We start from the raw sequence: 24,849 nt of genomic DNA on the forward strand, positions 1-24,849 counted from the left end.
CATAAAAATAGTTGGTTGCTCCAGGCAAATCATGAGGGCGCCTCGTGGCTAAAGACTTGACAAAGGCGAGCCGTGGCGAAAGTAAAGTTGCAGGTGGGCGGCCTGGGGGCGGGTTTTGTGTCGGTGTCCAGCTTGAATGCCGGTCTGTCGCCTGGTCACGCGGTGTGGTCAGGGTGTACCCGTACCGGGATTCCATCTGCGCGTGAGCCCCGCTGTTGCCCTCGCAAAGGTCCTGTGAAGGCCCTGTGTGGGGTGGGGCAGTGGCGTGTGTCAGTGGCGTGGGTCAACAGCGCGGCGGCATCGCTTCCGGGCTCTGGGCGCCACGGGTGCCACGGGCGCTCGAGTGCGGCGCATCTGCGGGGCGTTGGTGGGCAGGCGGGGGACAACGACCGGGCTAGCGAAGGGAATCCCCGTGTTGATGCCTCCCCAGGCCCGCGCGCAGGCACATCGCCCGCGCTACGAGGAGTGCAGTGCGCCGGACTGCTCTGGCGCGCGGGACCGCTCCGGTGCGCGGGCGCGTGCGGTCGGAGCCGCCCCGATGGCGGTCGCACCGACCGCGGTCGCACCGACCGCGGTCGCACCCACGGCGGTCCTCGCGTGAGCGGGAGCGGCGGCCCGGGGGCCGCGAGACGCGCCCGGCTCCTGCTCGTACTGCCGGTGCACGTGGTGCTGCTGATGGCCATCGGCCGGTTGGTGACCGGCCCGCTCGCCGGGTACTGGCCGCTGTCGGCGGAGGACGGGGTCAACCGGTTCCTGGCCACCCACCGCGATGCGGCCCTCAACGGGCTCACGCAATGGCTGTCGCTGCTGGCGAACACCCAGGTGATCACCGGCTTCACGCTGGTCTGCGTGCTGGCGCTGCTGCTGACACCGCCGGCGCCGCGCTGGGCCGAGGCGGGCTTCCTCGCCGCGTCGGTCGCCGTCCAGTCCGCGATGTTCCTCCTCATCACGCTGGTCGTGGAACGCCCGCGCCCCGATGTCCCGCACCTCGACCTCGCGCCGCCGACGTCCAGCTTCCCCTCGGGACACGTGGGCGCGTCCATGGCCCTGTACGGAGGCCTTGCCGTACTGACCCTCGTACGGATCCGCGGCGCCTGGCGCCGGCCCGTGGCCGGGCTCCTGCTGCTGGTACCCCTCGCGGTGGCGACCTCGCGCCTGTACCGGGGCATGCACCACCCCACCGACGTGCTGGGCGGCCTGTTCAACGGCGCCGTGACGCTGGTCGTGATCGGGACGGTCCTGCTGGTCGGCCGCCGCCGGGTCCCGGAGCCGGGGGAGAAGCCCTCCGAGGCCGCCCCGGCTCCGCCCGACTCGCCGAGGGGCGCCGGACGTACCGTCGTCGTACGGCATCCGCACGGATGCGATGCCGAACTCGCCGACCGCGTACGGGCCGTGCTCACCCGGCACGGTCTCGCCGAGCAGCAGTGGATCGCGACCAGCGAGGAACTCCCGTGCGGGGAACTCGCCGCGGCACTCGACGCCGGGCCGGTCGCGCTCGTCGTGGTCTGCGGCGGCGACGGCACGGTCCGCGCCTGCGCCGAACTGCTTGCGGGCACCGACACCGGCCTGGTGGTCGTGCCGTGCGGTACGGGCAACCTCCTCGCCCGGAACCTGGGACTCGACCTGGACCCCCTGACCGCCCTGGACCAGGCCCTGTCGGGCGAAAGCCACGGCATCGACGTGGGCCGGATGCGGGGCGACGGCATCGAGCCGACCCGGTTCGTGGTGATGGCGGGCGCGGGCTTCGACGCGGCCATGGTCCAGGACGCCTCGCCGCGCCTCAAGTCCCGGATGGGCTGGGCCGCGTACGTCGTATCGGCCCTGCGCCACCTCGGGGACCCCGGAATCCGGCTGACGATCCGGCTCGACGGCGGGCGCCGACTCCGGCGCCGGGCCCGGATGGTGGTGATCGGCAACGTCGGCGTGCTCCAGGGCGGGCTGCCGCTGCTGCCGGAGGCCCGGGCCGACAGCGGCCGGTTCGACGTGGTGCTGTTCGCGCCCAGCGGCCCCGCGGGGTGGCTCGCGGCAGCCGCTCACCTCGCCCGGCGGGCCCTGCGGAAAGCGGCCCCCCGGGGGCCCGGAGCCGGGGCGGGGGGCGTGGCCGGGGGCGCGCTGGAGTACTTCGGCGCCACCCGGGTCGACATCCGGTGCGCCACCCCGCAGCCCCGGGAGATGGACGGGGACGCCATCGCCTGCGGCGCCCGCCTCACGGCCGAGATCGAGCCCGGCGCCTTGCGCGTACGGCTGCCACGGGTGCGGTCCGGGACCCTGCCCGGAACCCGGCCCGAGGCGCTGCCCGCGCCGCGGGCCCGGCCGTCGGAGGGCGGCGCCGAGGCCCCGGGCACGGCCGTGGGCACGGAGCCCGGCACGGCCCCGGGCGCGGATGCCGGCACCGTCCCGAGCACGGATCCGGACACGGCGCTGGCCCCGCACCGCTGAACTCCCGTACCGCGACGGCACACCCCGCGACGGCACCCACGGCGACGGCACACCGCACAACGGCACACACGGCGAAGGCACACACGGCGAAGGCACACCGCACAACGGCACGCATGGCGAAGGCACCCACGGCGAAGGCACACCCCGCAACGGCACACACGGCGACGGCAGACACCACGACGGCACGCACACCACGACGGACACAGGCAGGCAGGGAAACGATGGGCACCGCGACACGGGTTCCGCAGAGACGCGACGTGGAGGGCGAGGAGCTGTCCGCCGACGAGGCCTGGGCAGCCCTGCGCCGCTACGGCGGCTGGAGCCTGGCGCGCGACTCCTTCGTGCGCTTCCGCTACGCCGACGGTTTCAGCCACTCCCGCGCGCTCGCCCTGCAGACCGTACTGACCCTCGTACCGTTGGCCATCGCGGCCGTCGGCCTGTCCGGCGTCCTGCACTCCGAGGAGGTCGGCCGCGTCGTCGAACTGACGATCCGCCAGACCACCAGCGGGCCCAGCCAGCACCTCGTCGACGACGCGCTGGGCCAGAGCAGGCGTCACGGCGGCGACGGCGGCCAGGCAGCGCTCTGGCTCGGCCTGCTGTTCTCACTCGTCAATGTCACCACCGGGCTCTGCCAGGTGGAGCGCGGCGCGAACCGCATCTACGGCAACGAGCGCGACCGGCCGTTCCTGCGCAAGTACACGCGCGGACTGCTCATGGCCGCCCTGGCCGGCTTCCCGCTGGGACTCAGCTTCATCCTCACGGTCCTCGGCCACGACCTCACGCGCGCGGTGGCCGAGGTATACCGGCTCGGCCCCGACACCACCCGCGCGTGGGAGATCCTGCGCTGGCCCGTCGGGGTCCTGCTGGCGGTGCTGGCCACGAGCGCGGTCTTCCGGCTCTCCCCGCGCCGCGCCCAGCCCGGTTACACCTGGCTGGCCTTCGGCGCGGTGGTCTACCTGGTGCTGTGGCTGACGGCCACGTGGGGGCTGAGCCTGTACGTCGGCGCGAGCGGTTCCTTCAGCAGCGTGTACGGGCCGCTCAGCGCGGTCATGTCCCTGCTCCTGTGGTCCTACCTCACCTCGATGGCGCTCTTCCTCGGGCTGTCGTTCGCGGCCCAGCTGGAAGCCGTACGCGCCGGCGTCAAGGATCCGATCGTGGCGGACCCGGGCGTCTGACCCGCCCGGCCCGCGGCCCCGGGGCACGGGCCCGTTCCGCGGCACCCGGCCCACCCCCGACCTTCCGACCCGAACGGAGGCGCCGCCACCATGGCACAGCGCACCACCCGCCGCCCCGGGCTGTCCGCCCGACTCGCCCGGCTCGTCCGGCCCCTCCGGGCCTTCCTGGCCCGCCACTCCGGGCCCGACGCGACGTACGGCACCCGGCTGATCCTGGCCGCGGCCGCCGCCGCGGTGACGGCCGTCCCCTTCGCGCTCGCGCTGGTGCTCGTCGAGTCCGGGTGGTCCCCGCTCTCCCGGCTCGACCGGGGGACGGCGCAGCGGCTGCACGAGACCGCCCTCGCCCACCCGGCGTGGGTGCGCGTGCTGGAGTTCCTCACCGGCGTCCTGTGGGATCCGGTGACGATGCGGCTGCTGGTGGCCGCACTGGTGGTGTGGCTGCTGGTCCGGCGCGCCTGGCGGCTGGCCGCGTGGGCGGCCGTCACCGCCCTCGCCGGCAGCCAGATCGGCTTGCTGGTCAAGAACGCGGTGGAGCGGGCCCGGCCGCAGCTGCCCGACCCCGTCTCGCACGCCCCCGGCTATTCCTTCCCCTCCGGACACGCGATGACGGCCACCACGTCCTGCGCGGTGCTGCTGCTGGTCCTGCTCCCGATGGTGCCCCGGGCCTGGCGTCCCGTGGCCTGGGTCCTGGCCGTGACCACCGTGGTCGGCGTGGGCTACACCCGGGTCGCGCTGGGCGTGCACTGGGTCAGCGACGTGGTCGGTGGCTGGCTGCTGGGACTCGTCGTGGTCACCGCCACCACGCTCGTCTTCCAGGCCTGGCGGGCCGACACCGGGCTGCCGCCCGCCGACGTGGCGGAGGGCCTGGAGCCGGAGCTGCCCTCGGCGGACCCCGAACCGCCGGTGGACGTCACGGCACACGACCGCTGACCAGGTCGTTCCGCACTCACACCACCTCTACTCGCGAGTACCGGATCGCCGCCCGCGCGGCGCTTCCCCCCGGCTCGGGCGGGTAGCCGACGGACGACAGCAATCAGGGCAGCGAAGCAAGGAGCAGCAGTGATTACCGAGGACCAGCTCCCGGCCATGGCCGGATGCGCGGCGCACACCCACCACGGGCAGCGCCTGGGGCAGGTGGAGTACGTCCTGGTGGACGACACCACCGGCAGGCCCGAATGGGTACGGATCATCGACCGGACATCGGGGCTGGGCGGCGTGTTCGTCCCGCTGCGGCAGGCGGAGTGGGAAGACGGCCACCTGGTGGTCCCCTACCCGGTGGCGCTGATCGAGCAGGCTCCCTGCGCGGCGCTGGACTGCGGGAACGTGCTCTCGATGGCGGAGGAGGAGCAGCTGTACAGGCACTACGGCGTGCGGGACGTACGCGACGAGGTCAACGCGGAGGGCGGCGCGGGATGGGGGATCATGGACCGTGCGCAGGCCATTCGCGAGGGCACGACCGGCCAGGAACACGCCGTCTCCCGCCTGCGCCCGGTACAGCCCGGGCGGTGAGCCGAGCGCGAACCCGTCATTCCTCGGCTCGGTCCGGCATGACGACGTGCGCGCTGCGGCCCGACCCCGGGTTTCGGCCGCTGGTGGCGGGACCGGCCGGGTCCGGATACGGCGGCAGGGCCCGGACCGCGTGTCGCGGTCCGGGCCCTGCCCCGTGCGGTGCCGCCGTGCGGCGGCGGTGCGTCAGCTCTGTGCGGTGTCGTCGCCCGCCTGCTCGGCGGCCTCGGCCGAGTGTGCCTTCTCGCGCATCTTGCGCACCAGCTCCGCCTTCTGGTCGGCGGCACCCTGGCGGTCGCGGTTGCGGTGCGGACCGTTGTTCTGCCGTTCCGCGCGGGACAGCTTCTTGCGCTGGCCGCCGCCCTGGCCCACGGGGTTGTTGATGTTCTTGCTGTCGGTCACGGGTTCTCCCCGGTGGTGATGTGAAGTGATCTACGGATTCATCGGTGGGGGACGGGCGCGGCGACGTCGGAGGGCGTCAGCAAGGGCCCGTCACGCTCTCACTCGTAAATCTGTGCCTGGAAGAACATGACAAAGACGTTACCTTGTTCCGCCGGCCCCGAACACCAGACTTCCACCGCCCGGCGGCGCCCGGACCTGGGGTGAGCACCCGGTGCGGGCCGGCCTCCCGACAGCTGCCGCACCGCCCCGCACTCGCCATCGACCAGCGGCACGCGACCGCCAGCGACCAGCGGCACGCGTCGGCCGCACGGGGGAGCCGTCAATGCCGGACCCCACAACGCGCGAGCGGATTCTCCGTACCTTGATCGCACGGATCAGCCACCCGCGCCGCCGTTACGCTCCCAGAAGAGGCCCACTTCCAGCACCACTTGGGCATCGACGGCCCCACACCCACCAGCGGAACGGACCCACCTCGTGAGCCTCCGGCAGATCGACCCGAAACAGCGCGGCTTCCTGATCGTCAACTCCCACCCCACCGGTTCCGCCGCCACGGTCGAACGGATGTGGGAGCGGATCCCGGCCCGCACCGACGGCAGCGGCCCGGTGGTCCTCCTCCTCGGCCACAGCGCCGGCTACGGCCTGGCCACCCTCCTCACAGGACTCCGACAGCACGGAATCCGGGGCGTCGGCGTCGCCTACGAGGGCGCCGAGACCGAACGGCGCACCGCCACCGCCGGCTGGTACCGCACCGCGGCCGCCGCCCGCCTCGCCGACGAGGCGGGCAACGACTTCGCCTTCGTCAACACCGACGCCTTCTCCGAACAGGGCAAGGCCGAAGTGCTCGACCTGGTGGAGAAGCGGTTCGGCAAGGTCGACCACCTGATCTACAGCCTCGCCGCGCCCCGCCGCACGGACCCGGTCACCGGCACCGTCCACCACTCGGTGATCAAGCCCCTGGGCCGGCCCTACCAGGCCCCCGCGCTGGACTTCTCCGACGGCACCGCCAAGGTCACCAGCCTCCACCTGGAACCCGCCACCGAAGAAGAGACCGAGGCCACCGTGCAGGTCATGGGCGGCGCCGACTGGCAGCTGTGGGTCAAGGCCCTCGCCGGGCGATCCCTGCTCGCCGACCGCTTCACCACCGCCGCCCTCACCTACATCGGCTCCGAACTGACCGCCCCCGTCTACCGCCAGGGCACCATCGGCGCCGCCAAGCAGCACCTGGAGAACACGGCCGGGGAGCTCAACGACACCGTCCTCGTCGGCAGCCAGCGGGCGTTCACCGCCGTCGCCGGGGCGGCGGTCACCCAGGCATCCAGCGCCATCCCTTCCATCGCCCTGTACACCGCCTTCCTCCACACCGTCCTCGGTGACGGCTTCCGCACCACCGCTCAGCAGGCAGAAGACCTGTGGGACCAGCTCACCGGCGCCACCGCACTCGTCACCGACGAGCAGGGCCGCATCCGCCTCGACGGCTGGGAGCTCGACCCGAAGGTCCAGGACCAGGTCCGGGAGCTGTGGGCCGACCCGCACGCCGGACTGGCGCGCTCGGCCGAAGGCGCCACCTGGTTCATGGCCCAGCTCCGTGAGCTGTACGGATGGGGCCTCGATGGTGTCGACTACGACCAGCCCGACGAGACCACCATCGCCTGGCCCGAGCCGCAGCACTCGAACCACCCGTACGCATCGCCGACGACCTAGCGCGTGGTCCAGACGGACGCCTCGTAGCCGCTGTCGATGTGGAACACCTGCGGATTGTCGGCGACGTTGCGCACGGATATGTGCCACTCGGCGCCGTTGACCTCGATGGGGGAGGCTTTGAACGTCGCCGGGCGCCCCTCCTTGACCCACTGGGCGCACGCGGTCACGCAGGCCTTGACCATGTCCTGGAAGTACGTGGCGACCTTGTCCAGGGTAGGTTTCGGGCCGAGTTCCTGGACCATGTGCTTGATGCACGCGAGGTCGGTCTCCATGGACGACGCGGAGAACGCCTTCGGCGCCCAGGCCGGGCCGACGCCGTGCCAGCTCAGCGCGGTGACGCCGGTCGGCAGCGGGATCCTGGTGAAGCCGAGCTGCTTGAGCTTGCCGCAGGCGACGTCCGGTTCGTCCTTGGGGTTGTTGAGCACCTCGAGGGCCATGGACAGGTTCGTGGTGTCATGCGTCGGCACCTTGTCCTTCAGCGCCTTCATGCCCGTGGGGCGGCTGCAGCGCTCCAGGAGCCGCGTGATCACCTTCGGCTCCAACGCGCACACGCAGTGGATCCACGGCACCTGATAGAAGTCGAGGAGCTTCACGTACGCCGTGCGACTCTCGGCCGGCAGATTCGGCACCACCTGGAGCTGCTGCAGCGTCTCGGGCGTCAGGCGCGACATCCTCACGCGCAGCCGCGATTCCACCGCCACGCACAGGTCCATGGGAGGGCCGATGATGTCGGTGACGAGCTGTGTCTGGGCCTGTTCGGTGGCTGCGGCGGCCGTGCGCAGCTGGTCGCCGGTCTGGTTCAGGAGAGCGTCCGGCAGGGACTGAAGGGCCTGCTGCGCGGCCTGGCACTCCAGGACGATCGGCTTCAACAGCGGTCCCACGTACGGCTCCAGCCCTTGCGCGGCGACGCTGCCCCGCAGGACGGTCGCGGCGTCGAGCCGCTGCCGCAGGAGCGTCCGACTCTCGTCGAGACTCGCCATGCGCAGGGCTACGATCCGCTCGACCCTGACCATCCGCTGGACGTACGCGGCGATGTCCGCCATGAAGGCGGCCAGTTCCCGCTCGACGCCGGTCCAGAAATCCGTGTCGTAGGCGAACTGGCCGCCCAGGTAGGAAGCCATGTCCGGAAGCAACGGGTGCACCTGGGAGAGCATGAGCCCGTGCTGGGCCGCGGAGAGCGCCTTGAGCGCCTTCGCCACCGAATCCGCCTGCTTCGCGCCCAGCGAGGCGACCAGCGCGTTGGTTCGCGCCATGATCACCTCGGTGAGCATCTCCTTCCACACCGCGCGCCGCAGCTGGTCGAGGTCTCGCAACTCCGTACCGTGCAGCGCCGCGGCCAGTGTGGTGTCGAGCGAGCGGATCCGGGCACGGGCCCACGTGGTGATCTCGCTGCCCTTGAGCCTGAGCGTCTCCTCCATCGCCGTCTTCAACTCGGCCGCGTTCGCCCGCCGGTCCGGCGGCGTTCCCCCTGCGGCGCCCTGATTCTTCGGCGCCTGGAACGGCTGATCTGTCATGGCCCCACCCCCTTGCCGGTCAGTGTGGCACCGCGCCTCGCCGGGCGACGAAGGTTCGCCGCTCCTCCGCGCGGCGGACGCGGGGAGCCGGGCGGCGTCCGCGGCCTACCGGGCGTGGGGATACCGCAAGGTGGGCGAGGCCCGGCCCTGGGGCGGGGCCGGGGCTCCCCGTCACGTTCACGTGCTTCGTTGGTCGTGGGTGTTCTGTCGGAGCTGCTCCGTGTGCCGGGTGAGGGCGTCGATGCGTTCGGCGAGGTCGGTGTCCTGGGGCCGCAGGTGGGCCCGGGTGGCCGTCAGGGGGCGGACGAGGCGGGCGGCGTCGTCGTGGGCGAGAGCCCGGTTCAGGTCGCCGACCGCGTCGTCGGCCGTGGCGGGCAGACCGGCGAGGGAGGTGACCTGGCCGGCGAGGCGGCGTAGGTCGGCGGCGTTGTCGCGGGCCCAGGCGGTGACGGTGCGGTCGGCGGCGCGGGTGTCGCGCGTGGCCTGGACGCGTTCCTCACCGGTGCTGCCCGCCGCGCCGGGGCGCAGGCGCAGGTAGCGGCGTTCCGCGGCCTGGCGGCTGGCGACCCCGAGGGGGCCGGCGAGGTCGGCCCAGCTCGCGCCGTATCCGCGGGCGGTTTCGATCAGTCCGCTTTCCCAGCCGGCGAGCTGTTCGCGGACCTCGCGCAGCATCAGCAGCGCGGCCAGAGCCTGATGGGGGCCGGGGCCGGAGCCCGGGCCGGTATCGGCCGTGGGCGGCGTGACGGTCGTCGGTGCGTCCGGTGCGTCCGGTGCGTCCGGTGTGGCCGGTGTGGCCGCGGAAGATCGCTGCGCGTTCTTCATGGACCGGTCGATGGCTTCCAGCGCTGCCGCGGCGGCGGGGAAGGGGACCGGGGCGGGCGGGCGGGTGGCGTCGTTCACGGGGCTCTCCGTCGTTTGTCATCCTCCAGATGACGACCTGCTTGTCATCGTTTCGATGACATGTTACAACGGAAGCACGTTGAAGCGCATTGGCAGTCTCTGCCTGAACCAACTGGAGGTGTTTCGCGATGTTGATGCGCACTGACCCGTTCCGCGAGATGGACCGGATCGTCCAGCAGCTGTCGGGCACGTCGGGTACGTGGTCGAAGCCGTCCGTCATGCCGATGGACGCCTACCGCGAAGGCGACGCGTATGTGATCGCGTTCGATCTTCCCGGTGTGAGCACAGAGGCGATCGACATCGACGTCGAGCGGAACATGCTGACCGTGAAGGCGGAGCGCCGCCCGGCAACCAAGAGCGACACCGTGCAGATGGAGCTCTCCGAGCGGCCCCTCGGCGTCTTCTCCCGCCAGCTCGTCCTGGCCGACACTCTGGACACCGAGCGCATCCAGGCCGACTACGAGGCGGGTGTCCTGACCCTGCGCATCCCGATCGCCGAGCGCGCCAAGCCCCGCAAGATCAGCATCGGCGGCGAAGCGGACCGCAAGCAGATCTCCGGCTGACCTCCCCCGTACAGCCGGCAGCGGAGGGCGCGGCGATCCGAATCCCCCTCCGGCACCCCGCCCTCCGCACCCCCTTGCCCCTTCACTCCATTGCCCCCTTCACCCCTTTCCGGAGGTGACGTGATGCCGATGCGCAGGGAGTCGTTCCTGGCCCACGTCCAGGAGCGCGGCGAGTACCAAACCGAAGAAGAGGCCGAGCGGGTGGCCCGTGTCGTCCTGGCCCTGCTGGGCGCGCATCTGGTCGGCAGCGTGCGGGCCGAGCTCGCGGCCCGCCTCCCCGAGACGTACGCCCTGATCCTCCTCAACCCGTTGCAGGCCGCTGAGCCGCTCTCGCCCGAGCGGTTCGTCCGGGCGACCGCGGCGTGGATCGAGGGCGCCACCGAGAAGACTGCCCTGTGGGACATCGGCGCGGTCCTGTCCACCGTGGCCGCGGCTGCGGGAGACGTCCTCACCCGCGAGGTCCTCCTTCAGCTCCCCCACGGATACGACCTCCTCTTCGGCCACCCCCAGCCCACCTGACCCCTTACGTCCACCGTCCGCACACCCGGACCCTTCGCAGAGAAAGGCAACCGCAGCCATGTACGACCAGTCTCGATCGAACCCGTCCCGGACGGCCATGACGTTCGACCAGATGCTGGAACGCGTGCGCTACGAAGGCGCCTACCCCACCCGCGAACGCGCCGCGGAAGCCGTCCACCACGTCCTGGCCGCCCTCGGCCGCCAGCTCACCGGTCACGAACGCGTCGACCTCGCCCAGTGCCTGCCCGTCGAAGCGGCCCTCAGCCTGACCGCCCAGATCCCGGCCACCGAACACCTCACCGGATGGGGCTTCGTCAAGGACCTCGCCGCCCGCACCGGCGCCACCCCCGCCACCACCCGCTGGGACACCGGCGCCGTACTCGCCGTCGTCACCCGCCTCGCCGGACCCGACCTCGTCGCCCGCATCCTGCACCAACTCCCCGATGGCTACGCGCTCTTGTTCGGCCAGGCGGAACTGCGCCGGCCCCACCCCGCCGCCGCCTGACCGCGCTGGCCGCCCGCGCCGGCTCAGCGGTGCGGGCCGCGCGTTCGGCGCCACCGGCGTCCCCGGTGGCGCCATCGGCCGTGTCGGCGTCCCCCAGTACCTCGTACGCACGTCCCATCCCTTCCCTTCATCCCTTTCACGCGGGGTGGGAGCCTTCCGCCGGGGCAGACGACGGGAACAGGCCGGGAAGGGAAGGACCGTTGTCATGGGCCATCGCGCCGTACGAGCTGTGGGCTGGGCGCGTTCCCTGCCACTGGACACCGATGCCAAGACGGCCCGGGACTGGACCCGCGCACATCTGCGCACGCTGGCGTGGACCGAGGGCACGCCCCAGACGGTGTGCGATGTCCTGCTGACGGTCTCGGAGCTGGTCACCAACGCCCACGTACACGCGCGCAGCAGTGCGCAGCTCGTCATGACGTGGGACGAGCAGTGCCTCCACATCGCCGTTCACGACAGCAGTCGCGAGGTCCCCGTCCTCCGGCCGCCGAGCATCGACCGTGACGGCGGACGCGGCGTCTTCCTCGTCGACGCCCTGGCCGACGACTGGACGGTGCGGGCCTGCCCGACGGGGAAGGTGGTCATCGCCTGTTTCCGCCCACCCACACCCGCGTGACGTGAACGGATCAGGTGCGGGCACGACGGTGGCCCGCCCCTCTGTGGAGGGGCGGGCCACCGTCGTACCGCGTGTGGACTTGTTCGTGGGCGTGGCGTGGTGCTGCTACCAGCGGTACCAGCGTCCGCTGCCGCCCTTGGGTCGGGCGACGAAGCCGATGAGCCACAGCACCAGGACGGCGATGGCGACCCACCAGAGGATCTTCACCGCGAATCCCGCGCCGAAGAGGATCAGAGCCAGCAGAAGAACGAGAAGCAGGGGAACCATAGTTATCAACCTCCAAGCCCACGCCTGCCCCGCCCCCGCCCGCCCATGCACTCGATCTTATGCGTTTCTTATCCCACCGACGGGGCACGAGCAATGCTCACCTTCCCGCTTTGACGCCCGCGATCGCGGCTTCCTCGGCCGGTGTCACCTCGATCCAGCGACGCAGCGCGGGCAGCGTCGTGATCCGGTGGCGCATCTGCCAGCGCCAGTCGGGTCGGCCCACTCCTCGGCGCTCGCTCCGGACGCGGCGGCAGGCAACGGCTGCTCGGTCTCTGCTGTCGGGAGGAAATGGCTTGCAGGCGCGCGAATTCGCGCCCTACGGTGTTGTGCATGGGTTCCCTCTGACAGTCCCCGCGCGACCGCGTTGAGCTTGGCTCCGCCGTCGCGCGTTCTCATCCGCGATCGCGCTCTTCTTCCGTGATGCCGCCTGCCCGGCGAGCCGCGGAGTGTCCTTGCGCGCGGATGCGTCCATCCACCGGTTCCGATCGGCTCGGCCGAGAACAGGGGACTTTTGCATGCTTACCGCACAGCTATCTCTTCAGAACGTCACCCGCCGCTACGACAACCACGTCGTGCTGGCCGACGTGTCCTTCAGCCTCAAGCCGGGCGAGAGGGCCGGCATCATCGGCGACAACGGAGCCGGAAAAAGCACCCTGTTGCGACTGATCGCCGGGCAGGACCGGCCCGACAATGGCGAGCTGACCGTGATCGCGCCCGGCGGCCTGGGCTACCTCGCCCAGTCGTTGGCCCTGCCTGCCGAGGCCAGCGTCCAGGACGCGGTTGACGTGGCTCTCGCCGAACTGCGTGATCTCGAAGCACGGATGCGTCACGCCGAAGCCGGGCTCCAGGGCCTGGCGGGGGCGGAGCTCGCCGTCGGGCTGGACGCCTACGCGCACCTGGTCGCGCAGTACGAGGCGCGCTCCGGATACGAGGCCGATGCCCGGGTGGAGGCGGCCGTGTACGGACTCGGGCTCCCGAGCCTGGCCCGGGACAGAGCCCTGGGCACGCTGTCGGGTGGAGAGCGGTCGCGGTTGGCGCTGGCCGCGACCCTGGCCTCCCAGCCGGAGCTGTTGCTGCTGGACGAGCCGACCAACGATCTGGATGACCAGGCGATGGCTTGGCTGGAGTCACACCTGAGGGCGCACCGCGGCACGGTACTCGCGGTCACCCATGACCGGGTGTTCCTGCAACGGGTCACCACCACGATCCTGGAGGTCCGCGCGGGCAAGGTGACGCGTCACGGCGACGGCTACGACGGCTACCTCGCCGCCAAAGCGGCCGAGCGCCGGCGTCGTCTGCGGGAGTACGAGGACTGGTCCTCCGAGCTCGCCCGCAACCAGAAGCTGGCCGCCTCGAACGTGGCACGGCTGGAGGCGATTCCGCGCAAGCTGCCGTTCGCCGTGTTCGGCCACGGAGGCTTCCGGGCCCGCGGCCGCGGCCACGGGGCGACGGTCCGTATCCGCAACGCGAAGGAGCGTGTCGAACGACTGACGGACCATCCCGTCGCGCCACCGCCCGAACCGCTGCTGTTCGCCGCCCGCATGACCACCACCGGCGATCAGACGTCACAGCAGGCGGCGGAACTCACGGGCATCCGTGTCGGGGACCGGCTGCACGTGCCGTCGCTGCGACTCGGCGCCGGGGAACGGCTCCTGGTCACGGGGCCCAACGGGGCGGGCAAGACAACGCTGATGCGGGTGCTGGCGGGTGAACTACGGCCTGACGAGGGGACGGTGCGCACGCGGGGGCGAGTGGGGCACTTGAGGCAGGAGGAAACACCGTGGCCGCCGGGCCTGACCCTCCCGCAAGCGTTCGCCGACGGCCGCGGAGGCGACCTGGACGAGCACACCGATCACCTGCTGTCGCTCGGCCTGTTCAGCCCGGCCGACCTGCGCCTGAAGGTGAGTGAACTGTCCTATGGGCAACGGCGCCGGATCGAGCTGGCCCGACTGGTCAGCGCCCCCGTCGACCTCCTGCTGTTGGACGAGCCCACCAACCACCTCTCCCCGGCCTTGGTCGAGGAACTGGAAGGAGCCCTGGCCGGTTACCAAGGCGCGGTCGTCATCGTCACCCACGACCGCCGTATGCGCGCCCGCTTCGTCGGCACCCAGGTGGAACTCAATGGCGGCCACCTCGCCCCGCCGCAGGAGCCGACAGTGAGGTGAAGCCCGTAGGTCGCCGCGGGCCCCAGCCGTGCACCGGCGACGCCGTCGCGGTCGCCACAAAGTCGCCGTGAAAACCCGTTGGCGGTACCACGGCGGCCACTGCTATCTTGCCGGAGGCCGTGCAAGAGACCGAGGAGGTGGTACCCGTGAACGCAGTATCGACATGGGTGCTCCCCTCTGGGGCCACGGTCGGGCGATAGGTCGTCCGGGAGCGCCGTTCCATGGCACTTCCGAAAGGTACGACCATGCACTTCACTTCTGAACAGCGTCTCGACGACGCTGTCCTCGAACGCGAATTCACCCTCGGCGAGATCCCCGGCATCCTGTGGACGCCCGCATCCGCGTCCGCGTCCGCACCCACGCCGCTGATCCTGGCCGGCCCTGCTCCTCTCGGGCTGCGCACGATGTACCCCCGGCTGGTGGCCCGGGCCCTGCACGCCGCGGCGGACGGGTTCGCCACCGCCACCATCGAGCTGCCCGGGAGTGGCGACCGGCCCCGTTGGCCCGCCGCCGAGCAGGCCCGCGCCGACCTGCGCCGGGTGATGGCGGCCGGCGAGCCGGTCACCGACGAGATCATTGACGCCCTCGTCCTCCCCCTGGTCGACAAGGCGGTCCCCGAATGGCAGAGCGCCCTGGACGCCCTCCTGTCGCTGCCCGAGATCGGCGGCGCGGTCGGGTACTCGGGGGGAGTGATCTCCATCGGGACCCGGCTCGCGGTGGTCGAGCCGCGCATCTCGGCCGCGGTTCTGTTCGCCGGGAGTTTCATCCCGCGCGCCGTACTCGAGGAGGCCCGCCAGGTCACCATTCCGCTGCACGTCCTGCTGCAGTGGGACGACGAAGGCAATGACCGGCAGGCGGCCCTGGACCTGTTCGACGCCTTCGGCTCCAAGGAGAAGACGCTGCACGCCAATACGGGCGGGCACACCGGCGTGCCTCAGTTCGCGGGGGACGCGGCGGCCCAGTTCTTCACCCGGCACCTGAAGTGACGCCGGGCCGTCAGGCCACCGGCAGACGGTGGCCGTGCCGGGCCGGGGCACCGCTCCTCTAGGGACAGGTCCTGGCTCGCCTCGGCTCTCTGCACCACGGGCCCCTGCCAGACTCCTGGCAGGGGCCCGTGGTACGGGAAGGGGCGCAGACACCGGGCCGACGGGCAGGGGGCCGCGGCACCCCAGGTGGTTCAGACGATCTCGGTGTCGTAGAAGCAGAGGTGGTTCTTGATCGCGGCGACGTCCGGCTTGGGGTCCGCGTACGCCCAGGCGAGGTCGGTGGCGCCGGGTACGGACCAGTAGCCGGCGTCCCCCTTGAACGGACAGTGGGTACGGGTCTCGGAAGGGGTCAGCAGGTCGGTGCGCACGTCCTCGGGCGGCAGGTAGTACCGCGGGGGGCACCCCGTCTCGCGCAGCACCAGGGGGCGCCTGCTGTCGGCCAGTACCCGCCCGTCCTTCACGACGCGCACGTGCTCGTTGCCCTGGTCGATGGTGATCTCGTGTCCACGTGTCATACGTTCCTCAGCGCACCCGGCCGGGGAATTCTTCCCGCGGCCCCTGAGGGGCGCCGTGAGGCATCAGCCGCATCGACGTGCGCCTGCCTGACCAGTTCGTGCCACCGTGAAGGAACCCGTCGGGCCGTGGCGGCATCCTCAACGACGAGTCCACTCAGGAGGTTTCGAGCAGGTGAGCGATCGCGTGGCGACAGACGCGGACATCGTCAGGCCGCTCCCGGTGCTGCTGCGAGAGCACGCCCGGAGCATCGGGGAGAAGGTGGCCTTCGAGGACCGCCGTACCCGGCTGACCTACCGCGAGCTGGAACGCAGAACCGGGCGCCTGGCGGGTCATCTGGCGGGGCTCGGCCTGGCGCGGGGGGAGCGGGCGGCGATCCTGCTCGGCAACCGCGTCGAGGCGGTCGAGAGCCTGCTCGCCGTCACCCGGGCCGGCGCGGTGGGCGTGCCGCTGGATCCCGCCGGCACGGCGGCGGAGCTGACGTACCTGCTGGACGACAGTGACGCCCGCGTGATCATCACCGACCCCACCCGGCTGGCGCGGCTGCGGCCGCTCCTGGCGGCGCGCCCCGGGCTGGTCGTGCTGGTGGCCGAGTCCGCGGAAGAGCGTGACACCGCCGCGCCGGCACGCGGACGCCCGTACCCGCCCGCGGAACCGGCTGGGCCGAGCCACCCGCGGCCGGGCAGCGCGGACAGCGGCCTGCTGCGCTACGAGGAACTGGTGGGCAACGAACCGGAGACGCCCGCCCGGGACGACCTCGGGCTCGATGAAGTGGCCTGGCTGCTGTACACCTCCGGCTCCTCCGGCACCCCCAAGGGCGTACTGCTCACCCAACGCAACCGGCTCGCACCGGTGGCCGCCGGACTCGTCGGCGTCCTGGGGATGTCCCGGCAGGACCGGCTGCTGTGGCCCCTGCCGCTGCACCACGCCATGAGCCACGTGGTCTGCGTGGTGGGGGCGGCCGCGACCGGGGCGAGCGCCATGATCCTGACCCGGTTCACGGTGGCGGAGGTACGCGCCGAACTGCGCCGTACGGACGCCCCGTACACCCTCCTCGGCGGGGTGCCGACGACGTACTCGGCCCTGCTCGACGAGGTGCGCGACGGCGCGGGCCTCGGCACGGGAGCCCTGCGCGGGTGCGTCAGCGGCGGTGCCTCGGCGGGGCCCGCGTTCCGCCGGTCGTTCGAGGCGACCTGCCGCGTCCCCTACCTGGAGCACTACGGCAGCACCGAGCTGGGACCGGTCACCATGGCGGCGCCGGGCGACACGACGGCGGCCGAGTCGTGCGGCCGGGTCCTGCCGGGCACCCGGGTCCGGGTCGGCGGCGGCGTGGCCGGACGAGACGTCGGCGAGGGCGAGTTGTGGGTGAGTGGGCCCGGCGTGATGGCCGGATACCACGGCAGGCCGCAGGACACCGCCGAGGTGCTGCGCGACGGCTGGTTCCGCACCGGCGACCTGGCCCGGGTGGACGCCCGCGGGGAAGTGGTCATCACCGGCCGGGCCGGTGATCTGATCATCCGGGGCGGGGTGAACATCCACCCCTCGGAGGTGGAGGCGGTCCTGCGAGGGCTGCCCGGGGTGGCGGACGCCGCCGTGGCCGGACGCCCGCACCCCGTCTTCGGCGAGGTGCCGGTCGGTTACCTGGTCCGCGAGCGCGGCCACGGCGTCGACCACGGCGTCGGCGAGGGCCACGGTGTCGGCGACGGCGACGGCGTCGACATCGAGGTCGACCGCGGGTTCGACCCCGCCGGCATCCTGGCCGCCTGCCGCCGGGAACTCTCCGCCTTCAAGGTCCCCGCCGCGCTGTACGAGGTGGACCGCATCCCCCGTACCGCTTCCGGGAAGGTACGCCGGCGCGCGCTCGCCGACCTGCCCGCGCGGTCGCTGGGAACGGCACCGCACGAGCAGGCGTCAACGGGCCCGACGGCTCCCGTCCGGCGCTCGGCGGCGGACGTACTGGCCCTGGTGCGGCGCGCGGCGGCGGACGTACTCGGCTGCGCGCCCGAGGAGGTGGAGCCGGGGACCGCGCTGCGGGACCTCGGCATGGACTCGCTGACGGCGATGGTGCTGCGGGAGCGGCTGTCCGCGGCGACCGGCCTGCCGCTCTCCGAAGCCGTCGCCTTCGACTTCCCGACGACCGCCGCGCTTGCCGCCCACCTCGCATCGCTGGACGCCGCCGAGCAGGCAGGCACCGGACCGCTATCACCGGGGGCGGCCCCGGTCCGCCCGGACGACGACGACGGTGGCGGTGGCGGTGGCGGTGGAGATGACGACGATCCGGTGGTCATCGTAGGGATGGCCTGCCGCTACCCCGGCGGGGTGAGCACCCCCGAGGAGCTGTGGCGGCTGGTGGCCGACGGTACGGACGCGATCGGTCCGTTCCCCGCCGACCGGGGCTGGGACACCGACGGGCTCTACGATCCCGACCCGGGCCGCCCCGGGCGTACGTACGTGCGCGAGGGCGGCTTCCTCTCCGGCGCGGACCGCTTCGACGCGGGCTTCTTCGGCATCTCGCCCCGCGAGGCCCTGGCGATGGACCCACAGCACCGGCTTCTCCTCGAGGTGGCGTGGGAGGCCGTCGAGCATGCCGCGATGGACCCCCGGTCCCTGCGCGGATCGGCGACCGGGGTGTACGCGGGGCTGATGTACAGCGACTACGCGGGCCGGTTCGCGGTGACGCCCGCGCAGGTGGAGGGCTATCTCGGCATCGGCAACGCCGGCAGCGTCGCCTCGGGCCGGATCGCGTACACCCTCGGCCTGGAAGGGCCGGCGATCACCGTGGACACGGCCTGCTCCTCGTCCTTGGTCGCCCTGCACCTGGCGGCCCAGGCGCTGCGCCGGGGCGAGTGCGCCCTCGCGCTGGTCGGCGGGGTCACGGTGATGTCCACCCCCTCGTCGTTCGTGGAGTTCAGCCGACAGCGGGCACTGTCCCCTGACGGCCGCTGCAAGGCGTTCGGGGCGGGCGCCGACGGCACGGGGTGGGCCGAGGGCGCCGGGATGCTGCTGCTGAGCCGGCTGTCCGAGGCACGCCGTACGGGGCTTGCGGTCCTGGCCGTGGTGCGCGGCTCGGCGGTGAACCAGGACGGGGCGAGCAACGGGCTGACCGCCCCGCACGGCCCGGCGCAGCAGCGGGTGATCCGCCAGGCCCTGGCCGACGCCGGGCTGACGCCCGCGGACGTCGACGCGGTCGAGGCGCACGGCACCGGCACCCGGCTGGGAGACGTCATCGAGGCGGAGGCGTTCCTGGCCGTCTACGGGCGGGAGCCGCGGGAAAGCCCGCTCTGGCTGGGCTCGGTCAAGTCGAACATCGGCCACACCCAGGCCGCCGCCGGAGTGGCCGGCGTGATCAAGACGGTGCAGGCGATGGCGCACGGCGTCCTGCCGCGCACCCTGCACGCGGACGAGCCGAACCCCGCTGTGGACTGGCCGTCGGGGCGGGTGGCGCTGCTGACCCGGGCAGTGCGGTGGCCCGAGGCGGACCGCCCGCGCCGGGCCGGGGTCTCCTCCTTCGGCATCAGCGGAACCAACGCGCACGTGGTCCTCGAAGAGGCCCCGCCCGAGGACCGGCAGCAGGAGCGGCCGCAGGACCGCCCGCAGGACCGGCACCCCGGACCCGCCGCTCCTGCCGACGCGCGGGGCGCCGGGCGGCCCACGGAGGGCAGCGACCCGGCGACGCCACCGCACACGCCCGGGTCGGGGCCTGCCCCCGGGCCGGTGCCGTCGCCGGTTCCGCTGCCGTTCGTACTGTCGGCCCGGAGCCGACCGGGCCTGCGGGACCAGGCCCGGCGACTGCAGGAGCGGCTCGCCGCCACCGCCACCCCGGACGCGAAGCCGGTCGACATCGCCTACTCCCTCGCCACCACCCGCTCGGCCTTCGAGCACCGGGCCGTGGTGGTGGCCCGGGACCGCGCGGAACTGCTGTCCTCCTTGCAGGCCGTGGCCGAGGGAAGGCGCCGACCGGCCGTGCACACCGGCGCGGCCCGGACGCACGGCTCCCTCGCCCTCCTCTTCACCGGGCAGGGAAGCCAGCGCCTTGGCATGGGCCGGGAGTTGTACGGACAGCGGTCGCTGCACCCCGCCTTCGCGCGGTCCTTCGACGCGTCCTGCGCGCTCTTCGACCCGCTGCTGCCGAAGCCCTTGCGGGACGTGGTGTTCGCCGACGAAGGCACCGAGACCGGCGCTCTGCTGGGGGCGACCCGGTTCGCCCAACCGGCGCTCTTCGCCCTGGGAACCGCCCTGTTCCGGCTGCTGGAATCCTGGGGAGTGCGCCCCGACCTGGTGGCCGGGCACTCGATCGGAGAGGTGGCCGCGGCCCACGCCGCCGGGATCCTGTCCCTCGCGGACGCCTGCACCCTGGTGGCGGCCCGCGGCCGGCTGATGGACGCGTTGCCGGGCGGCGCGATGGGCGCCGTGGCGGCCGGCGCGGACGAGGTCTCCGCATATCTGGCGCAGGCGGCACGGGCGGTGGAGATCGCCGCTGTCAACGGGCCCGCGTCGGTGGTGGTGTCCGGCGACGAGGCCGCCGTGGGCGAGACCCTCGCCCACTTCCGGGAGCGGGGCCGGTCCACGGCGCCGCTGCGCGTGAGCCACGCCTTCCACTCGGCCCAGATGGAGCCCATGCTGGCCGAGTTCGCGGAGGTGGTGGGACGGCTGTCCTTCTCCGCCCCCGAACTCCCGCTGGTGAGCGCGGTGGCGGGGCGCACGGCCGGTGCAGAGGAGCTGCGCACCCCGGAGTTCTGGGTGGACCACGTGCGCCGACCGGTCCGGTTCGCCGACTCTCTGGCGCACCTCCGCGAGCGCGGGGCGGCCCACTTCGTGGAACTCGGCCCGGACGGCGTACTCACCGCCATGGCGCGCACCTGCCTCACCCCACCGCAGCCCGCCCCGGCACCGGCTGGAGCCCCGGCCGCGGGCGACGGCGTACCCGGCGACAGCTCTACCGGCGCTCGGGCCGATGCCCCGGCGCCGCTGGTCCTCCCGACCCTGCGCGGCGCACGACCGGAGGCGGGCGCGCTGCTCGACACCGTGGCCGCGCTCCACGCGCACGGGGTCCCGGTCGACTGGCGAGCCGTCTTCGCCGGGCGTGGCGGGCGGCGCACCGCGCTGCCCACGTACGCGTTCCAGCGCCGCCGTTACTGGCTGGACGCCGACCCGCCGCAGCGGCCCGCGCCCGCGCCGGGCGGCCCGGCCCGGTCGTTCCTGCGGTCCCGGACGGCCACGGCGGACGACGGCGGCCTGCTGTTCGACGGCCTCCTTTCCCTCCGCGAGCACCCCTGGCTGGCCGACCACGTCGTGGCGGGCACGGTCCTGCTGCCAGGGGCCGCGTTCGTGGAGATGGCCCTGTACGCCGGAGCGCAGGCGGGGACGCCGGTCGTCGACGAACTCACCCTGACCGCGCCCCTGCCGCTGCCCTCGGAGGGCAGCGTCGACATCCAGGTGAAGGTGGCGGGCGCGGACGGCACGGGCCGACGGGCCGTCACCTTCCACGCCCGCCGCCACGACGCCAGTACGGGCGAAGGCCCCTGGCAGCGGCACGCCATCGGTACGCTCGTGCCGCAGGGGGAGCCGACCCCGAACCGTTCCGCCACGGCGGCGGACCGCCCCTGGCCCCCGCCGGGCGCCGTCCCGCTCGACCTCGACGGATCCCCACGGGCGCAGCATCCGGCCGGCGGTGTGTTCGCACGCCTGGCCCGCTCCGGACTCGACTACGGGCCCGCCTTCCGGGGGCTGCGCGCCGCCTGGCGCCTCGGTGACGAGGTGTACGCCGAGGTGGCCCTGCCCGAGGCCGCCGACGCCGCGGCGCCACGGAAGGGCGCGGCGGAATTCGCCCTGCACCCGGCACTCCTCGACGCGGCGCTGCACACGGTGGCCCTCGCCGCCCTCCCGGCGGCGAAGGACCGGCCACCGGGGGAGGACGAGGCACCAGGGGAGGACGAGGCACCGGGGGAGGAGGCGTCTTCCCAGGACGAACCGGGCGGGGGAGCGGTGGCGTTGCCGTTCTCCTTCACCGGGGTACGCCTGCACGCCTCCGGCGCACGGCGGGTGCGGGTGCGGGTGCGCATGGCGCCGCCCGCCGCACCCGGCCCGGACAGCCACGCCGAGACGGCGGACGCGCGGTCCGGCCACGGGTACCACGAGGCGGACGGCGGTATCGGGCTGGAGCTGACCGACGGCGCGGGCGCTCCCGTCGCGACGATCCGCCGGCTGAACCTGCGCCCCTTGCCCTCGTCACGTACCGCCTCCACCGCGGCGGAAACCCCTGCCGCATCGCTCTTCCGGGTGCGCTGGGCCCGCTCGCCGCAGCCGCCCGTGGCCGGTCGACCGCCCACGTGGGGCGTACTGGCCGAGGCCGGGTCGCGGGACGTCCTGGCGTCCGCGGACTCCGGCGTCCCGGTATACCGCGACCTCGCGGCGGCGGCCGCCGCCGCACCGGCTGTCGTCGTGGCCCTGTGCCCGGCACCCCGAGTCGCCGCCACGGACGGCGACTCCGAGCCGCACCCGGCCGGGGAGATGCACCGGACGGCACGATGGGCCCTGGCACTGGTCCAGGCATGGCTCGCGGAGCCCCGCCTGGCCGACTCCCGCCTGGCCGTCGTCACCACCGGCGCCGTCGACACGGGCGCCGTCGACACGGGCGCCGCCGAGGCCGACACCGATGCCTTCACCGGAACCGATCCCGATCCCGATACCGCTACCGATCCAGCCAAGGACGCCTGTGCGTACGCACCCGGGCTCGCCCAGGCACCGGTGTGGGGACTGATCCGCTCGGCGCAGCGGGAGAACCCGGGCCGCTTCGTCCTGATCGACCTGGACGGCGACCCCGGCTCCACGGCCGCACTGCCCGCTCTGTTGTCGGGCGGGCAGCCCGAGACGGCCGTACGGCAGGGGGTGGCCCACGTACCGGACCTCCTGCGCGTGCCCGTCGTACCCGTCATGGCGGCCGATGTGGCCGAGGCGCGTCCCGGCCGTCGGCTCGACCCGGAAGGCACCGTCCTGGTCACCGGCGCGACCGGCTCGCTGGGCATAATGACAGCACGTCACCTGGTCACCGCGCACGGCGTCCGCCATCTGCTGCTCGCCGCCCGACGCGGCTCCGCGGCACCCGGGATGACCGAGCTGTGCACCGAACTGACCGCACGGGGCGCCCGGGTCACGGTACGCGCGTGCGATGTCGCCGACCGGCAGGCACTCGCGGCCCTGTTCGACGACGTACCGGCGGCTCACCCGCTGACCGGGGTGGTGCACACCGCGGGAGTTCTGGACGACGGCATCGTCACGGCGCTCGACGCTGAACGGCTCGACCGGGTGCTGCGGCCCAAGGCGGACGCCGCCCTCGCGCTCCACGAGCTGACCGCGGACCGGGACCTCGCGCTGTTCGTCCTCTTCTCCTCCGTGGCCGGGGTGTTCGGCTCCGCCGGGCAGGCCGGCTACGCGGCGGCCAACTGCGTCCTGGACGCCCTGGCCCGCCATCGCCACCGCCTCGCTCTGCCGGGCACCTCGATCGCCTGGGGCCCCTGGCGGCAGAGCGGCGGCATGATGGCGCACCTCACGGAGCGGGACCTACGGCGGATGGCTCGCGCGGGGTTCGCCCCGCTCGCACCGGAGGAGGGCCTCGCGCTCCTCGACGCGGCTGTCCGCGGCGGCGACCCGGCCCCGGTGGCGGCCCGCCTCGATCCGGCCCTCGCGACCGCTGGCCGCTCCCGTACGACCGCCGCCCGACGCACCCGACTCACGCGACCCACCGAACAACTCACGGAACAACTCACCGAACCGATCGACCAGACCGCCCCCATCGCCCCGAGCGGCCCGGCTGGACGACATGGCGCGCCGACCGCCGCCCTGACCCGACGGCTCGCCGCCGCGCCGCCGGAGGAGCGCGTCGGCCTGCTGCTCGCCGAGGTACAGGCGCTCGCGGCCGGGGTGCTCGGTCACACCGAGGACGACGAGGCGATCGACCCGGACGACCCGTTGGCGGACTGGGGGCTCGACTCGCTGGCCGCCGTCGAGCTGCGCAACCGCCTCGCGACCGCGACGGATTCCACGCTCCCGCCCACCCTTCTGTTCGACTTCCCGACCCCCCGCGCGGTCGCCACCCACCTCGCAGAGCGGTACGCCGTACACGCGGCCGAGCCGCCCCGGGCCGCGGCCGCCCCCAGCCACACCACGACCGACACGGTGCAGGAGGCGACTCCCGCCACCGCGACGGGCGCCCCGACGGCCGGAGAACCGCTCCCGGACTCCCTGGGCGGGCTGTTCCGCACCGCCTGCGCACGGGGACGGACCATGGACGCGATGGGGCTGCTGACGATCACCGCGCGCCTGCGCCCGGTCTTCGACCGCGCCGGGGCGCCGCACGCGGCACCGGCGGCCGTCCCGCTCGCCTCCGGAGGAACGGGTCCCCGGCTGCTCTGCTTCCCGGCGCTGAGCGCGCTCTCCGGACCGCAGGAGTACGCCCGGCTGGCCCGGGGACTGCGCGGACTCCGGCCGGTCACCGCCCTGCCGCATCCGGGGTTCCAACGTCCGGAATCGCTGCCGGCCACGCTGGACGCCTTCGTCACGGCCCAGGCCGCCGCCGTCCGCGCCGCCGCGGGCGGCGAGCCGTTCGCCCTCCTCGGACGCTCCGCGGGCGGCTGGGCGGCCCAGGCCGTGGCGGAACGGCTGGCGGCCGAGGACACCGCCCCCGTCGCCGTCATCCTGCTGGACACCTACCCCGCCGTCCGCGCCGACGCGGACGAAGCCCTCTCCCCGATGACGTCCGACATGCTGAGCCGGGCGGCCCGATTCGCCTCCGCCGACACCGATCGCCTCACGGCCATGGCCGGGTACTTCAGCCTGTACTCCGGCTGGCGCCCCACGCGGTCGGCGGCTGCGACCCTGTTCGTCCGGGCCGGGGAACCACTGCCCGGCACCGCACCGGCCCCCGCCTGGCCCCTGCCCCACACCGAAGTCATCGTCCCGGGCGACCACTTCACCCTCCTGGAAGGGCACGCACGCTCCACCGCCGGCACCGTCCACGACTGGCTGACCGGCCTGCTCCACCGCTGACCCCCGGCGCCCGCGGCGACGGCGCGGGCGCCG

General features: G+C 73.3%; 18 protein-coding genes. 12 read left to right on the top strand and 6 right to left on the bottom strand.

All coding sequences use genetic code 11. From position 1 onward, the window contains the following. Positions 1-597: 597 nt before the first annotated feature. The 4 genes from ABT084_RS01025 to ABT084_RS01040 all read left to right on the top strand — a co-directional run bounded on the left by ABT084_RS01025 (position 598) and on the right by ABT084_RS01040 (position 5,123). Complete coding sequence (locus ABT084_RS01025; protein WP_351037465.1) at positions 598-2,439, top strand: bifunctional phosphatase PAP2/diacylglycerol kinase family protein; 1,842 nt, start codon at positions 598-600, stop codon at positions 2,437-2,439. A gap of 221 nt (positions 2,440-2,660) precedes the next feature. Continuing rightward, positions 2,661-3,614, top strand: a complete 954-nt coding sequence (locus tag ABT084_RS01030; RefSeq protein ID WP_351037466.1) for a YihY/virulence factor BrkB family protein — start codon at positions 2,661-2,663, stop codon at positions 3,612-3,614. 90 nt (positions 3,615-3,704) lie between these two features. Further along, on the top strand, positions 3,705-4,544 hold the full coding sequence (locus tag ABT084_RS01035; protein WP_351037467.1) for a phosphatase PAP2 family protein: 840 nt from the start codon (positions 3,705-3,707) through the stop codon (positions 4,542-4,544). Between the two features lie 129 nt (positions 4,545-4,673). After that, complete coding sequence (locus tag ABT084_RS01040; RefSeq protein ID WP_351037469.1) at positions 4,674-5,123, top strand: hypothetical protein; 450 nt, start codon at positions 4,674-4,676, stop codon at positions 5,121-5,123. A 183-nt stretch (positions 5,124-5,306) separates the two neighbouring features. Here ABT084_RS01040 and ABT084_RS01045 read toward each other — a convergent pair whose 3' ends face one another. Then, positions 5,307-5,522, bottom strand: a complete 216-nt coding sequence (locus ABT084_RS01045) for a DUF6243 family protein (protein WP_351037470.1) — start codon at positions 5,520-5,522, stop codon at positions 5,307-5,309. A 474-nt stretch (positions 5,523-5,996) separates the two neighbouring features. Between ABT084_RS01045 and ABT084_RS01050 the strand changes: the two genes are divergently transcribed. Beyond that, a complete protein-coding gene (locus ABT084_RS01050; RefSeq protein WP_351037472.1) occupies positions 5,997-7,223 on the top strand; it encodes an enoyl-[acyl-carrier-protein] reductase FabV in 1,227 nt (408 codons plus the stop codon). Here ABT084_RS01050 and ABT084_RS01055 read toward each other — a convergent pair. After that, positions 7,220-8,737, bottom strand: a complete 1,518-nt coding sequence (locus tag ABT084_RS01055; RefSeq protein WP_351037474.1) for a hypothetical protein — start codon at positions 8,735-8,737, stop codon at positions 7,220-7,222. The two genes, ABT084_RS01050 and ABT084_RS01055, sit on opposite strands and share 4 nt — an antisense overlap. A 177-nt stretch (positions 8,738-8,914) precedes the next feature. After that, complete coding sequence (locus tag ABT084_RS01060) at positions 8,915-9,637, bottom strand: HSP18 transcriptional regulator (protein WP_351037476.1); 723 nt, start codon at positions 9,635-9,637, stop codon at positions 8,915-8,917. Between the two features lie 128 nt (positions 9,638-9,765). On the opposite strand from ABT084_RS01060, the gene ABT084_RS01065 reads away from it, so the two are divergent. From ABT084_RS01065 to ABT084_RS01080, 4 genes are all read left to right on the top strand, one after another. After that, positions 9,766-10,200, top strand: coding sequence for an Hsp20/alpha crystallin family protein (locus tag ABT084_RS01065; protein WP_351037478.1), 435 nt, complete (start codon positions 9,766-9,768; stop codon positions 10,198-10,200). A 123-nt stretch (positions 10,201-10,323) separates the two neighbouring features. Further along, entirely contained in the window at positions 10,324-10,719 is a 396-nt protein-coding gene (locus ABT084_RS01070) for a DUF2267 domain-containing protein (protein ID WP_351037480.1), read from the top strand. 58 nt (positions 10,720-10,777) lie between these two features. After that, on the top strand, positions 10,778-11,224 hold the full coding sequence (locus ABT084_RS01075) for a DUF2267 domain-containing protein (protein WP_351037482.1): 447 nt from the start codon (positions 10,778-10,780) through the stop codon (positions 11,222-11,224). A 205-nt stretch (positions 11,225-11,429) separates the two neighbouring features. Further along, complete coding sequence (locus ABT084_RS01080) at positions 11,430-11,840, top strand: ATP-binding protein (RefSeq protein ID WP_351037484.1); 411 nt, start codon at positions 11,430-11,432, stop codon at positions 11,838-11,840. Between the two features lie 105 nt (positions 11,841-11,945). On the opposite strand, the gene ABT084_RS01085 is transcribed toward ABT084_RS01080, so the two are convergent. After that, a complete protein-coding gene (locus ABT084_RS01085) occupies positions 11,946-12,107 on the bottom strand; it encodes a hypothetical protein (RefSeq protein WP_037792689.1) in 162 nt (53 codons plus the stop codon). 97 nt (positions 12,108-12,204) lie between these two features. After that, positions 12,205-12,330, bottom strand: a complete 126-nt coding sequence (locus ABT084_RS01090) for a hypothetical protein (RefSeq protein WP_351037486.1) — start codon at positions 12,328-12,330, stop codon at positions 12,205-12,207. Between the two features lie 292 nt (positions 12,331-12,622). Here ABT084_RS01090 and ABT084_RS01095 point away from each other — a divergent pair, with 292 nt between their 5' ends. Together ABT084_RS01095 and ABT084_RS01100 are read left to right on the top strand one after the other, a co-directional pair. Next, positions 12,623-14,272 (top strand): TlrC/CarA/OleB/SrmB family ABC-F type ribosomal protection protein, encoded by a 1,650-nt coding sequence (locus tag ABT084_RS01095; RefSeq protein ID WP_351037488.1) that lies wholly within the window; start codon positions 12,623-12,625, stop codon positions 14,270-14,272. A gap of 245 nt (positions 14,273-14,517) precedes the next feature. After that, the gene (locus tag ABT084_RS01100; protein WP_351037490.1) at positions 14,518-15,258 is read left to right on the top strand and encodes a dienelactone hydrolase family protein; all 741 of its coding nucleotides are present in this window, start codon (positions 14,518-14,520) and stop codon (positions 15,256-15,258) included. Between the two features lie 191 nt (positions 15,259-15,449). Here ABT084_RS01100 and ABT084_RS01105 read toward each other — a convergent pair whose 3' ends face one another. Next, on the bottom strand, positions 15,450-15,773 hold the full coding sequence (locus tag ABT084_RS01105; RefSeq protein WP_351037492.1) for a DUF427 domain-containing protein: 324 nt from the start codon (positions 15,771-15,773) through the stop codon (positions 15,450-15,452). Between the two features lie 172 nt (positions 15,774-15,945). Here ABT084_RS01105 and ABT084_RS01110 point away from each other — a divergent pair, with 172 nt between their 5' ends. Further along, positions 15,946-24,816, top strand: a complete 8,871-nt coding sequence (locus ABT084_RS01110; RefSeq protein WP_351037494.1) for a type I polyketide synthase — start codon at positions 15,946-15,948, stop codon at positions 24,814-24,816. Positions 24,817-24,849 lie beyond the last annotated feature (33 nt).

Source organism: Streptomyces sp. NPDC002138 (assembly GCF_040296485.1).
Classification (GTDB): Bacteria; Actinomycetota; Actinomycetes; order Streptomycetales; family Streptomycetaceae; genus Streptomyces.